10 protein-coding genes are annotated in these 13845 nt (G+C 47.7%); 5 read left to right on the forward strand and 5 right to left on the reverse strand.

Features of this window, described 5'->3' with window-relative positions; all coding sequences use genetic code 11:
* Positions 1–282 precede the first annotated feature (282 nt).
* From MHB80_RS00730 to MHB80_RS00740, 3 genes are all read left to right on the forward strand, one after another.
* Positions 283–6468, forward strand: coding sequence for an SGNH/GDSL hydrolase family protein (locus tag MHB80_RS00730; RefSeq protein WP_341280389.1), 6186 nt, complete (start codon positions 283–285; stop codon positions 6466–6468).
* A 191-nt stretch (positions 6469–6659) separates the two neighbouring features.
* Positions 6660–6797, forward strand: a complete 138-nt coding sequence (locus tag MHB80_RS00735) for a hypothetical protein (RefSeq protein ID WP_341280390.1) — start codon at positions 6660–6662, stop codon at positions 6795–6797.
* 329 nt (positions 6798–7126) lie between these two features.
* Positions 7127–8065, forward strand: a complete 939-nt coding sequence (locus MHB80_RS00740) for an NADP-dependent oxidoreductase (protein WP_341280391.1) — start codon at positions 7127–7129, stop codon at positions 8063–8065.
* Between the two features lie 173 nt (positions 8066–8238).
* On the opposite strand, the gene MHB80_RS00745 is transcribed toward MHB80_RS00740, so the two are convergent.
* A complete protein-coding gene (locus MHB80_RS00745) occupies positions 8239–9183 on the reverse strand; it encodes an alpha/beta hydrolase (protein WP_341280392.1) in 945 nt (314 codons plus the stop codon).
* A 98-nt stretch (positions 9184–9281) separates the two neighbouring features.
* On the opposite strand from MHB80_RS00745, the gene MHB80_RS00750 reads away from it, so the two are divergent.
* Both MHB80_RS00750 and MHB80_RS00755 read left to right on the forward strand, forming a co-directional pair.
* Positions 9282–10193: a YafY family protein gene (locus MHB80_RS00750; protein ID WP_341280393.1), complete on the forward strand. Its 912-nt coding sequence runs from the start codon at positions 9282–9284 to the stop codon at positions 10191–10193.
* 147 nt (positions 10194–10340) lie between these two features.
* Positions 10341–11321, forward strand: coding sequence for a YndJ family transporter (locus tag MHB80_RS00755; protein WP_341280394.1), 981 nt, complete (start codon positions 10341–10343; stop codon positions 11319–11321).
* Between the two features lie 261 nt (positions 11322–11582).
* On the opposite strand, the gene MHB80_RS00760 is transcribed toward MHB80_RS00755, so the two are convergent.
* From MHB80_RS00760 to MHB80_RS00775, 4 genes are all read right to left on the reverse strand, one after another.
* On the reverse strand, positions 11583–11912 hold the full coding sequence (locus MHB80_RS00760) for a hypothetical protein (RefSeq protein WP_341283122.1): 330 nt from the start codon (positions 11910–11912) through the stop codon (positions 11583–11585).
* A complete protein-coding gene (locus MHB80_RS00765) occupies positions 11884–12231 on the reverse strand; it encodes an HTH domain-containing protein (RefSeq protein WP_341280395.1) in 348 nt (115 codons plus the stop codon). The genes MHB80_RS00760 and MHB80_RS00765 overlap by 29 nt, the downstream gene beginning before the upstream one ends.
* Positions 12232–12329: 98 nt before the next feature.
* On the reverse strand, positions 12330–12590 hold the full coding sequence (locus MHB80_RS00770; RefSeq protein WP_341280396.1) for a hypothetical protein: 261 nt from the start codon (positions 12588–12590) through the stop codon (positions 12330–12332).
* 276 nt (positions 12591–12866) lie between these two features.
* Entirely contained in the window at positions 12867–13598 is a 732-nt protein-coding gene (locus MHB80_RS00775) for a hypothetical protein (protein ID WP_341280397.1), read from the reverse strand.
* Positions 13599–13845: the final 247 nt, after the last annotated feature.

Here is a 13845-nt window from a genome sequence, read left to right on the forward strand (position 1 = left end):
AATCAAAAAAGACGGTTTTTTTGCTATTATTTCACAAAAAAGAACGTTAGTATCAAGTTGAAAGCGCATTCAGTAAATGCGCAATAGCCATTAAACCTAGAAGCAAGGAGGGATGAAGGCCTCATAACGAACAGACAGCTTGGGATCGTACAGCAGGATGCGGTATTTTGTAAACGCTTACTTAAAATGAGGTTAAAAATGGATACGCAGTTTAACCGAAAGTCGAATCTTGTTGCGAAACGGACAAGCAAATCATTGGCGAAAATGGGGGGATTTTTTTATATGTTAAGTAGTAAAAAAAGGCTGATATTTCTGCTGCTTGCCGCAGCGGTTTTGTGGACCACTGTTTTGCAGGGTCTGCCGCTTGGCGTTCAGACGGCATACGCAAACGAAGCGGAGCAGCTGGTGAAGAAGTTCGACTTTGGCACAGCTTCAAGTCCTGTTAAGGAAGGCTTTATCGGCGTAAGCGAATCGCAGCTTTATACGGCTGAGGCTGGCTATGGGCTGAGCATCGCGCTGGCATCCCGTAACCGCTCTGGCGGCGATGAGCTGACGAATGATTTTGTCCTCGGCACCTCCTTTTCGTTTTATGCGGATTTGCCTAATGGCGAATATGATGTCACGGTTTATTCGGGCGATTTGCTGACCGGGACAAGCACGACTAAAACGAATATTGCCTTGGAAGGAGTCGCCGCTGGCACGCTGTCTACGCGTCAGGCGGTCGTTCATGGCACGTACCGGACAACGGTAAATGACGGGCAGCTTACTGTCGATATTTCGGCAACTACAGGCTACGCTTATTTGAACGGCATCGTCATTGAGCAGGTAGTAGCTGCTGCGCCCGAGGCGCCGAGCGGGCTTGCGGTGAGCCGTGTGACACCGCAGGATGTGACGCTTGCGTGGAGCCAGGCCGCAGATGCGGTTAAATATAAGCTCTATCGCACAGAGGGCACAGCCGCTCCCGTCCTCGCAGGCGAAACGGCAGCGACCTCCTATGTGGATACAACGGTTGTCGAAGGGAGCAGCTATAGCTACTTCGTTGCCTCCGTCAATGCTGCCGGGCTGGAGTCGGCCTTAAGTGCCCCTACCGCTGCGGTTACAATACCAGCGCTTGCGGTACCAGCCGCACCGAGCCATCTCAGCATCAGCGCCGTACAATCATCGGCAGTCGTGCTGGGCTGGACGGTTGTCGAGGGAGCGGAAGGCTACAAGGTGCTGCGTGCTGATACGGCAGCAGGTCCCTTTGTAGAAATTGGCCAATCGGCGGTGCTTGCCTATACAGATGCAGGCGTGGACACGTCTGTACCGCAATTTTACGCAGTGAAAGCTTTTAACGTGCGCGGGGAGTCGGAGGCCTCTGCTGTTGCAGAGAGCGCTGCCTATTTGCCGCCTACTACGCTGCCGGAAGGCGATACCATTCGCTTCGATTTCGGTTCGGGCGAGCTCGCTGATGGCTATGTCCGTGTAACCGCCGAGACTGCCTATACATCTATGCTGAAATACGGCTTTACCGACATTTCGAATATCGGTTCAGGCAAACGTGGAACAGCTGATCCGCTGCGTTCAGATTTTGTCATGCCTGCAAGTGGAACCTTTAACGTTGATCTTCCTAATGGCGATTACACCGTTTCGCTCATTGCAGGCGATGCGGCCGAAGCATCCGAAATCGCGATCAAGGCCGAGACCATGCAGAAGGTACAGTTGACCAGCAAAGCAACTGGCCAATATTTAGAGATGGACTTCCAACTGGCGCTTGTGGATGGGCAGCTCAATCTTGCATTTACCGGATCCGCGCCCAAGCTGAATGCTCTTGTCATCAAGAAGCAGCAGGAGCGTAAGGCCGGAGAGTGGCCGGCAGTATATCTTGCGGGGGATTCTACCGTTCAAACCTATGATCCCTACTGGGAACCACAGGCTGGTTGGGGTCAAATGCTGCCGCGCTTCTTCAGCAATGATGTTATTTTCAAAAATCATGCCATTGGCGGACGCAGCTCCAAATCCTTTATTGTTGAGGGCCGTCTTGATGAAGTGCTGCGGACGATTCGTCCGGGTGACTATTTCTTGGTACAATTCGGGCATAATGATGCGACTATCAGCATCCCCGAGCGCTATGCTTCGCCCGCTGACTACAAAAACTATTTGAAAACCTACATTAACGGCGCGAGACAGCGCGGTGCGACGCCGATTCTCGTAACACCGATGGGTCGCCGCGATTTCAATGCGGAAACAGGTATTTTTAATGTAAGCTTCCCGGAATATGTACAGGCCATGAAGGATGTGGCGACAGAGCTGAATGTAGAGCTGGTCGATCTGAGTGCGCTCAGCATTGCCTATTACAACTCGATTGGGCCGCAAGCTTCCTTGTCCGTGTTCCTCCATGCGGAGCCAGGCATTTATGGCGCTTTCCCGAATGGTTCTACGGACAATACACATTTCCAGGAATATGGGGCGATTCAAATCGCTCGCCTGCTGGCTGGCGGCATTGAACAGCTTCCGGTACCGCTGGCAGACTTTGTCCGCGAAATTGAGCAGCCTGATGCTGTGCCTGACGCACCAGCTAATTTGGCTGCGGGCAGCGTCAGCAATGCCGGTGCGGTGCTGAAGTGGAGCGCTTCGGACAACACCGATATTTATAAAATCTACCGCAAGCTGGCTTCCGAGCCGGAATCGGCCTACGCGATGATTGGCACAGCAACGGTGCCAACTCTAACAATTGGCGGAATGCTGGAGGGCCAATCTTATACGGTGCGGGTAACGGCAGTTAATGGCCGCGGCGAATCGCTGCCTTCCAGTGAAGTGTCCATAACGACTAAATCGGCACAATACCGTTTCGATTTTGGGCCGGTAGGAGCACCGGTTGCAGCAGGCTATACTGAAATTACGCGCGATGTGCTGTATACGCCCGAGCTCGGCTATGGGCTGACGAACAGCACAGGCATGATCGACCGCGACAGAGGTACGGGCACCGATGACCTGCGGCGCGATTTCGTTGCTTATTTCAATGCCAGCTATGAGTTTAAGGTCGATTTGCCGAACGGTTCCTATTCGGTAAAAACGTATACGGGAGACTGGATTGGCTCCACACGCACCAATGTGAATATCGAAGGTGCGGACTACGGCACGATTACTTCCGGGCGAGCTTCTATTGCAGAGCGGGTATTCAATCAAATTGCAGTGAAAGACGGCCAAATGAACCTCGTATTCAGCGGCCAAACGGCCCATTTGAATGGCTTGGAAATTACGCCGCTGCTGCTGGCGCCGACAAGCCTTGTCTTAACGGACCTTGAGCTGGAGAACGAGCCTGTAACGGCAACTCTTGCATGGAATGCAGTGGACGGTGCCGCGGCGTACCGTGTATACCGACAGGCTGCTGTAGCTGCAAGCGCCGAGCTTTTGACAGAGACCTCTGCACTTAGCTTTGCTGATACCACAGCCGATGTCGGTCTGGATTATATGTATACGGTGACAGCGGTTGAAGACACTGGATTTGAGTCTGTAGGCTCCAATGCGCTTGCCGTGTCGATGGTTGATCCGAATGTGCCGAAGGCGGCCATTCCGACAGGCTTGACGCTTGTGGAAACGAACAAAAACGATCTGACTTTTAACTGGGATGCCGTTGGTAATGCAAAAGTGTTCTATGTTTATCGCGCAGTGAAAGCGGATGGCGACTATACGCTGATTGGAAAATCGGCGGAAGCTGTCTATACCGACACCACGGTGCTGACGACGATTCCTTACTACTACAAGGTTGCATCTGTGAATGCGGGCGGTATTTCCGAGCTGTCTCAGAGTCTGGAGACGCCTGCGGTGACCGTATTGTACCGCGATATGGAAAACTTGGATCGTGCTCCGGTCGCAGTGAAGCAAGGCGAGGGCAATTACATCGGCTGGCGAATGCTGGGCCTTGATCCTTCGTCGATCGCATTCAATGTATATCGGGACGGGGTGCAGGTAAATGCCGAGCCAATTACAGGCAGTACGAATCTGCTTGACCCAGCGGGAACGGACAACTCCGTCTATCGGGTAACGACTCTGCTGAATGGCGCAGAAAAGCAGGCGACCGCAGATTTCGGTGTTTGGACGCAATCTTATTTGTCCATTCCGCTGCAAAAGCCTGCCGATGATTATACGAAGGACGGACAGCCATATACGTACAATGCGGGTGATGCCAGTGCCGGCGATCTTGACGGTGACGGCGAGCTGGAAATTGTATTGATGTGGACACCGTCCAACAGCAAGGATAACTCCCAGGCGGGTTACACAGGCATCGTCTACTTGGATGCCTACAAAATGGACGGCACACGGCTGTGGCGCATCAATATGGGGCCGAACATCCGCTCCGGCGCACATTATACGCAGTTTATGGTTTATGATCTCGACGGAGATGGACGCGCTGAGGTAACGATGAAAACAGCGGATGGAACGATTGACGGCCTCGGTCGTGTTATTGGGGATGCTAGTGCCGACCACCGCAATAGCAGCGGCTACGTGCTGCTGGGGCAAGAATTTTTGACCGTATTCAATGGGTTGAACGGCGGCGCGCTGGATACCGTTGCCTATGATCCGCCGCGCGGCGATGTCAGCGCCTGGGGCGATGCATACGGAAATCGGGTAGACCGTTTCCTTGCGGGCGTCGCTTATTTGGACGGTGAGCATCCGAGCGTTATTTTCAGCCGTGGTTATTATACAAGAACCGTTCTGGCTGCCTATAATTTCCGTGACGGAAAGCTGACGCAGCAATGGAAATTTGATTCGAATACAGAGGGTTATGGATCGTTTGCCGGTCAGGGCAACCACAACTTGTCAATTGGCGACGTGGACAACGATGGCAAGGATGAAATTACGTTTGGCGCAATGGCAATTGACGATGACGGCAAGCCGCTTTACAACACAGGGCTTGGTCATGGCGATGCTTTGCATTTTGGCGATCTGGACCCTACGCGTCCGGGGCTTGAAGTGTTTGGTGTACACGAGCATACGGATTCCAAATACGGTATGGAGATGCGTGATGCAGCGACGGGAGAAATCCTTTGGGGCGTCTTCACCGGCATAGATACCGGACGTGGACTGTCAGCGGATATTGATCCAAACCATATTGGGGAGGAAATGTGGTCTGCTACAATTACGAATGCACAGCATATTCCGATTACGGGACTATACAATGCACGCGGTGAGCTGATTACGACCAAAATCCCTTCCTCGACCAACTTCGGCGTATGGTGGGATGGCGATTTGCTGCGCGAGCTGCAGGATGACAATCGGATCGACAAGTGGGATTACACGAATGAAACAACGGTCAACCTGCTTACGGCGACGGGCGCTTCCTCAAACAACTCGACGAAGGCCAATCCGAGCTTGCAGGCCGATCTGTTCGGCGATTGGCGCGAGGAAGTGATGTGGCGTTCTACGGACAGCTCAGAGCTGCGCATTTATACGACGACCGATGTAACGGAGCACCGCATTAGAACGCTAATGCATGATCCGGTATACCGACTCGGTATTGCTTGGCAGAATGTAGCCTATAACCAGCCGCCGCACACTAGCTTCTATTTGGGAGCAGGCATGGAGGAGCCGCCAATGCCGCGCATTCAGTATGTGGGTGCGCCGCAGGAGGAGGAGGATACAACTCCGCCTGTTATGGCAGGCTTGCCGCCGCAGCAGATGACCGAGTCGGACAGTTGGACGGTGGCGGTAACAGCAGAGGACCCGGAATCGGGTGTTCGGAGCATGGCGCTTTCTTTTGACGGCAATCCAGTTGCAAACGGCGAGGTGCTGTCAATGGCTGGACTTGCCGGGACGCATACCTTTACAGCAACAGCGGTCAATGAGGCAGGGCTGCAAGCCACACAAACCGTGGTCATAACCGTGACGGGAGCAGAGAAGGCGACCGGCATCCCGGGTACGCCTGTGCTTTCCGACAATAACGGGCATGACAGTGGTCTGCTGGATGGCAGCTATAAAGTGACGATGAACCTGTGGTATGGGCAAAATGGAACGGCATATAAGCTGTACGAGAACGGCGAGCTAATTGAGACGAAAATATTGAGCGACAACTCGCCGTCTGCACAGTCCTCTTCATTCGACATAACAGGCAAAGCAAACGGTACGTATACGTACACCTGCGAGCTAATCAATTCCTTCGGTACGACAAGCTGCACCCCTCATACTGTAACGGTTAAGGACGCTTATCCAGGCCAGCCGGTGCTGTCCAATGACAACTGGGATGGGGACGGCAGCTACAAGGTATCAATGAACATGTGGTGGGGAACGAACGCCACGGAATACCGTTTGTATGAAAATGGTACGCTGCTGGATACGCAGACACTGGCGGCGAATACGCCTGGCGCGCAAAGCGCATCCACGACAATAACGGACCGCGCTGTAGGCACCTATGCTTACCGCGTCGAGCTATCCAACGATAGCGGCATCACGGAAAGCAGCCAGATGGAGGTTAACGTAACCAAATAGGAAGAGCAGCAGCAGCCTGCCTTGGGCGGATTAATCCGCGCCTGAGGCAGGCTATTGGCATTGAACAAGGCATACGATAGGATAGCCAGACCAGAAAGTGGGCTTTTTAAGTATGACGGAGATTAAAACGGCAGGAGTGCTTCATTTTTCATAGGAAGGTCTTTTCCCTGAGTTATCCGAGATTTATGGCAATGTACAAGCGGTGGCAGAAGCTAAGTCTGCTTGTTATTGGTGGATTTTTGTTCGTACTGACGTTATTGGCGGCGGCGGATTTTAATGTATCTACACAATCGAAGACATGGGAGTTGATTGAAAGCTTGTTCGAATAAGAACGTTTAGCAGAATGACCTGTGGCTATTAGACGATGGTGTGGGTGCGCTTGCCCTTATCGAAGCCACCAGTATATTATCACCGGGCTGCCTATATGGCAGCTTTTTTATTTATGTTGACGGCAACATATTTAAGTGTTATCTTGTTTTTAATCGAATATGTTGACGACCACGTAATTGAAAAAGCAATCAGTTCGGTAACTTATTTTCCCGCAAGCTTCTCTATATTCAGCAAGGCTCGTTCACATTATAGAAATGCAGGGCAGCCGCATCTTTAGAAGCTTAACTGTAAATTTTAATAAATAATGAGTGATAAGGGAGAGATAAGCATGTCAAATAAGTCAATGCAAGCCATTCTGGTCAATGAATATGGTGGTCCAAATGTTTTGAAGGTAGAAACGGTTGAACGCCCCCAACCGCAAACGGATGAAGTGCTCGTTCGCAACGTATATGCTACGATTATTCCGCTAGACTATAAAATCCGTAATGGTTGGCTCCAAGAGGTTTTTCCTGTAACCTTCCCCTACATTCCTGGATTTTACGCTTCCGGAGTAGTCGAAGAGGTAGGGCAAGGTGTAACGGATTATAAGCCCGGTGATCGTATTTTTGGCAGTATTAGAGGAGCCTACTCAGAATATGGCATTGCAAAAGCCCAGGAGCTGGTCAAGATGCCCGATATACTCACCTTTGAAGATGCAGCAACGATTAAAGCAGGAGCGGAAACAGCTTGGAAAGCGTTGTTCACTGAAGGTGAACTCCAGTCTGGCCAAACCGTTCTTATTCATGCAGCAGCAGGCGGCGTTGGACAGTTTGCCGTTCAGTTGGCCAAATGGAAGGGAGCGACCGTGATCGCTACGGCTTCAACCTCTAACGTGGACTTCGTCAAGTCTTTAGGGGCGGATCAGGTCATCGATTATACGATGACGGCTTTCGAAGACGTCGTCCAAGAAGTGGATCTGGTCGTCGATTCCATTGGAGGAGAGACCGAAAACCGATCATGGGCCCTTCTGAAGAAGGGGGGGATTCTCGTCTCTTTGACTCAGGCCCCATCGCAAGAGAACGCTCAAAAGCATGGCGTTGCAGCTAAATTTAACACCAAATTCCCAACACACGCGAATCTGCAGAACTTAACCGAATTAATTGCGGCCGGTACGATTAAAGCAGCAATCGATTCCATTTTCCCGCTAAATCAAGCGAATAAAGCACTGGAGAAAAGCGAAGCAAGACATGGACGCGGAAGAATTTTGCTGCACATAAACTCAATCTAACAACAGCATGTATGAAATAGAAGTTAGGATGATATTAAAACAAGAAAACAACACAAGTGCATTTCACACTTAGTGTTGTTTTCTTCATTTACATCAAGCTATTCTGGCTAATTGTGTTGTTCCACCCTCTGGTCAAGCCGGAGGGCAGGCTCAACCTTGAAACGCTCTTGGGACTAGGTGGCATCCTGCTGTTCCAGCCATCTCAAAATCACTTGGTTTGTTTCTTCCGGCTTTTCTTGCTGGATCCAATGACCGCAATCCAGATTGACCACTTCCACATTGGGTACGAAATTTGTTAATATTTCAGACTTCGAAACCGCATCCCGGTCACCATAGATCATGAGGGTCGGCTGTTGGATGATTGGGTTCACCTCCGCCAATAAGCGCCAGTTGCGGTCAAGGTTCCTGTACCAATTTATGCTGCCCGTGAACCCTGATGTTTCAAAGGCGGAGACGAAAACAGCCAGTTCGCTGTCGCTCATCAAGGGCTCACTCAGTGGTGTTTCTGCGTTGGCAAGATTGATCATCACCATGCCTGGCTCAGGTGCTCTGAGAGGCTCGTTCTTGCGGTACAGGTTGCGAAGAAACCGAAACGTATTCTTATCCAATACGGCGTCCGCGACACCTGGTTGTCGATTGAAGTGGACAAAATAGTAGTCGCCGCCGAGTATTTCCTCCAAGAACTCGATCCAGGGTTTTTCTCCGCGTTCCTGGTAGGGCAAGCTCAGATTTATCACCTTGTTCACGCGGTTTGGATGCAACAAGGTCAGTCCCCAAACGACCATTGCACCCCAATCATGACCGACAAAGGTGGCATCTTCGTATCCGTAGTGATCGAGAAGTGCGATGAGATCACCCGACAAGTGTTCAATGTCATAGTCTGTTACTTCTGTCGGACGGGATGAATTGCCGTAACCCCGCTGGTTTGGGACGATGACATGGTAGCCCGCTGCGGCAAGGGCGGCCATCTGATGGCGCCAAGAAAAGGCATGCTCTGGCCAGCCGTGACAGAGGACAATGGGTTGTCCGGCATTTTGTCGGCCTGCTTCAAAGACTTCGAGTTCCACACCGTTGACTGAAATAAGAGTGGGCTTGGGAAAATCGGTTGGATTAAACATTGCAATTCCTCCTTCTTGTGATACATGTAGTATAATGGACAAACGGTGACACGTTAGTGTCACCGTTCTGAAATCATGTAGAAAAAAAGAGGGCAATTATGGACAAAGTGGAGAGACTCATTTCAATTATCATGATATTGCTGAAAAAAGAGGTTGTTTCTACAAGGGAATTCACACAACTATTCAATGTTTCCAAAAGAACGATCCTTCGTGATATGGAAACATTGAGCTTATCGAACATCCCGATCTACTCTGTCAATGGGGTCAAAGGCGGCTACGGCATTATGGGTGAATACAAGGTTGATAAACGCCTTTTAAGCAGCTCCGATTTACAGAATATATTAACTGCGCTCGGCGGATTGGAACAAATCCTCCTTACTGAAGAAGTTGAAAGAACGATAAAAAAAATAGAGGCAATGGTTAGTCCATTGTCTCTGAATCGTTCCATTCAACTGTCGTTTTATAATTGGAAAGGTCGGTCCGAGATTCTTGAAACGTTAAAGACATGTCAAGATTCCATTTTAAAGAAAAGGCTGGTTTCGTTTGATTATACAGATAAAGATGGGGCTGTAACGAATAGAATGGTCGAGCCCTATGAGCTGCATTTTAGCGAATCGAGTTGGTACTTGAAAGGATTCTGTTTACATCGACAGGGATATCGAACATTCAAGTTATTCCGGATCGATCATATTACGATGGATGAACGCGTGTTTCATCCTAGAGACGATTGGTCAGAGCAAGGACACGAAGCAAGTTATCTACCGCAATTCGTAACGATTAAGGCATGGATATCGCCTAGCATAAAAGATCAAATCATCGAAAGGTATGGTCGAAGAAGTATTGAAGACCATAGTTCTGGATTTTTATTAGCAACCATTTATGTCCCTCAAAATCATATGGGATTTCAATTTATAGCAAGCTTCGGTACGCAGCTAAAAGTTGTAGAACCCAAAACCTATGTTGAAGACTTTCGAAATTATTTATATCAAATGCTGGAGAACTATTCCTGATAAAGGTTGCGTCTCGGCATAGGCAATATATCGACAAATAAATGTGTTAAACTACTAACTAAGAGAATTGCCTATCTATACTATAGAATGCTACACAACGGGATGTAGGCAGGCATTACGCCAAACATAGATTAGAAAGGAACCACCATGAATAGTTCCCTGAAGCAAATGATGAAATCATTATTAGTACGAGCGATTCCCGGTGGAATCATTACCATTCTTATATTTTATCTTGATTACTTCCAATTCGAACTTGTTGAAAAATTTCTACTGTTTGCGGCTTTCGTCATTGTACCTCTTGTGATTTTACTTTTGAACTATGACGAAAAGAATAAACATCAACGAATGATTTATGCTGCTATTAAATGGCTTCAATTTCCCGCGGCGTTACTTACCCTAGCCTCCGTAATGAGCAATAAGATGTGGGGGTTAGGAAGCACAGCAATACCAGGGATTCTCTCCCTTGGATGGCTGCTGTTCACACTGCTGCTTGGCATCTATGGCTTGACCACTATTGTGATTCATAAGGGGAAAACAGCGGAAATAGCGATTGGCGCGGGGCTTGTCTATTTTTTTATCGGGGGCATTTGGTTTACCCTATATCAATATCAATTTAACCTCTTCCAAGCTAATCCTGCAACGCACGCGTTAAGCTCCGTCCACTTTCATTTTTCATCTGCTATCGTTCCGATTTTTATTGGTGCTCTGGGACGGATCATGACGAAGAAAAGCTGGTATCCCTGGGTCGTTGCCATCGATATCATCGGACCCCTATTGATCGCTATTGGCATGATTTTCTCCAAGCCAATGGAGTACATTGGTGTCACTTTGTTCGCCTGTAATATTGTGGTTTACACCACTTATCTCCTTGCTTACTTGAGGAGAAACTCTTTACACAATAAGGCAGCCTTTTTTCTACGCCTTTCTTGCCTAGCCTTTTACACGGTTGTCGTCCTTTCCATTTTCTATCCGTTGCTGAAAAACATGTTTTCCTTAACCATACTCGATTTCATTCCCATTTACGGAGCTCTGCATGCGTTTGGTTTTGTTTTATGTGGACTGATTGGCTGGGTGTACATGGTAGACTCTACTAAGAAAAAACGTTTGCCTACGAGAATAGATGAGTGATCCGCTTTTGTGAATGATTACATACAAAACCAAACGGCCTCAGTCCCAATGTATTTAGGACGAAGGCCGCTTAACAATCTTTATTTTTTTACACTGTTTTCTCCGTTACCATCAATTATGATACGGTTCACCGGAGATAATCTTCAACTAAAATGGCGTTTTGTTTTTAATGGAATTTAGAGCCGTTCATTTGACAACACCTCTTAAAGCATCATCGGTAACCCATCGGGGTTTCCCAATGTCTACTCCAAGAGGTGCATTTCACTCAAGCAGATGGCTGCCCTGATCAGAATGAAGAAAGGCATCTGGATGTAATTTTAAGCGTCTCTGTCGTATCAACAATTCGATTGTGTCCGTTGCAAGAGGGAGGTGGAGGGTAGTGGATAAGTTATGAGCTAAGAGTTCACCTGTGGAGGCATCCAGAATGGTTGACAAATAAGCCATCTGGGAGTAGCCATACGGCAGGTACGTAATATCGGTTAGCAAGACGAGACCTGGAATACCCTTCTTGAAGCCTCTACGATGAAGTGCCTTTTTGATTAAAGCACCAGCCTCCAGGAGTTTAATCTTCGCTTCTTGCTTGGCAATCATCTTCCCCTAGGGATAAGGAGCGTTTTGAAGGACGTAGAGCAGCTACTTTACGCGAGTCCGCCAGTCCCGTAATTCCATCTTTCTCATAGGCTTTCTTCCATCGATCCGCACCTTGCTCGACTCGTTTCATTCCGAGCATCTCCACATCGAATCCGTTCGCCTCGAATATCTCTCTGGGGGACTGAACAGACAAATATTGATCAATGAACAGACGTTTAAATTCATCGGCATAGGTAATCGATTTTTCACTCACTCGCAAAACATACGGATTTGACGCAAGTCGTTCACGTTTGGTTTGATTGAAAAGCTTTTTGCTCATTTCGCTCGTCTCCACTGTTGTTTTCCGTATACAAAAAGGTACCCATGCACTAAACACTTTTTTTAAAGTGTCCAGTGTATGGGTACCAGATTAGTCTTCTAGTCCTTGTGTTGTATTTTTGTTCGTTTCTTTCCTAACTGCTCTTCAACCTCAGCCCAAACCAAATAAATAATACCTAAGATTAGTGCATATTTACTCCACCTTAAAGGCTCAGGACCAATATAGCTGAGCATATTGTGAAAGAGCTCCTCGTTCCAAGAAGCTATATTGGATCCAAATATTGCAGCGCTAATATAGCGCGTCCCATATAGGAATGCTGAGATGGACATTAAGGTGACGGCGGTTTTCCTTTTATTCACTGTTATCCTCCTGTTCTTTAATTGTGGTATTATCAAACAAAAGTGTGATCTATTTACTTTTTAAGTATATCTTTTATTACAAGTCAAAGCCAGCAGCTACATACCTAGTAACCATACATTGAATTTTAGTTGTAAATGAGAATAGACAAGTTTTGTACGGTTGGTAACAGCTATTAGTAGAGTTGGTGAAATCTTTTCTAAAAATGCCTATATCACATGATCATGTGATATAGGCATTTTTACCTGTTTAGCCTGGTGTTTATTCTAGAATTAGGACTACTGAATCCATACTACGAAATCCATGTCGTTACTAGTCGATCTCCACGAAGATCCTGAACCAACTTTTGTAGTCGAAAACAGACCTCTATCCCAAACTTCGAATCCTGTAATCTCAATTCTTGGGTAAGCATCTAAAATTAAGAATTTACCTTTTGCTACTGCTCTGTACTCTGATCCGCTGATGCTCACTGATTTTGCAGCACCGATGGTGTAACCTACACCGGCACCTACAATATCATTACCGACTGAAACGTCCGCGCTAAACTCGGAATATATGGAGTCAGTTGTATTAATTTCAACTTTCAAATTAGAGCATCCGCCATCAATACTGCATAATATTCTACCTCTCGCGATACGGTTTGGGGAAGTGCCAGTGCTGACCGTGGTCTTCTTTACGAAGAGTCCAAGACCAAAAGCTTTGCTTGATGTATCACTAGGCATATTATTATCTGGGTTGTTCTTATCACCGGTTACGGAAACACGTTTAATGCTTACCAATTGCGCATTTGGGCTAGGTTTTTCAAGACCTGCTTGTTGAATGTAAGATTCCGGGTCAAAAGGTATAATTTCTAAACTACCATCCACATTTTCAATGACCGTTGCTACATCCTCTAAATTTTGGGTGGGTGCTGGGACCAGCGGTGTATCTATGTCTGTGGCAAAAGCTGAGGCAGTGACAGAGAGTGATAACACAGCAATTAATATGGTTCGTAAAGCCAGTTTAAACAAATAAGAACCTCCTAATTTTTTATAAACTAAAATATCATATATATACCAATATATCAAATATTTATGTAAATTAGAAAATAGAAGTAGCCTTTAAGTGACCGAAACTAAGGGGAACCAGAACAAGATTTCTCCCTATTTGTGATAAGGGTCTCCTTTCCTCAAACGCTTCGTGACTGCCTTTGTGATATTTCCTCATCCACACCTCAATCCGATCCGTCCTTCTTCGGTATACAGACCGATAGCTTCT

Origin of the sequence: Paenibacillus sp. FSL H8-0537 (assembly GCF_038051995.1) — a bacterium.
Lineage (GTDB): Bacteria > Bacillota > Bacilli > Paenibacillales > Paenibacillaceae > Pristimantibacillus.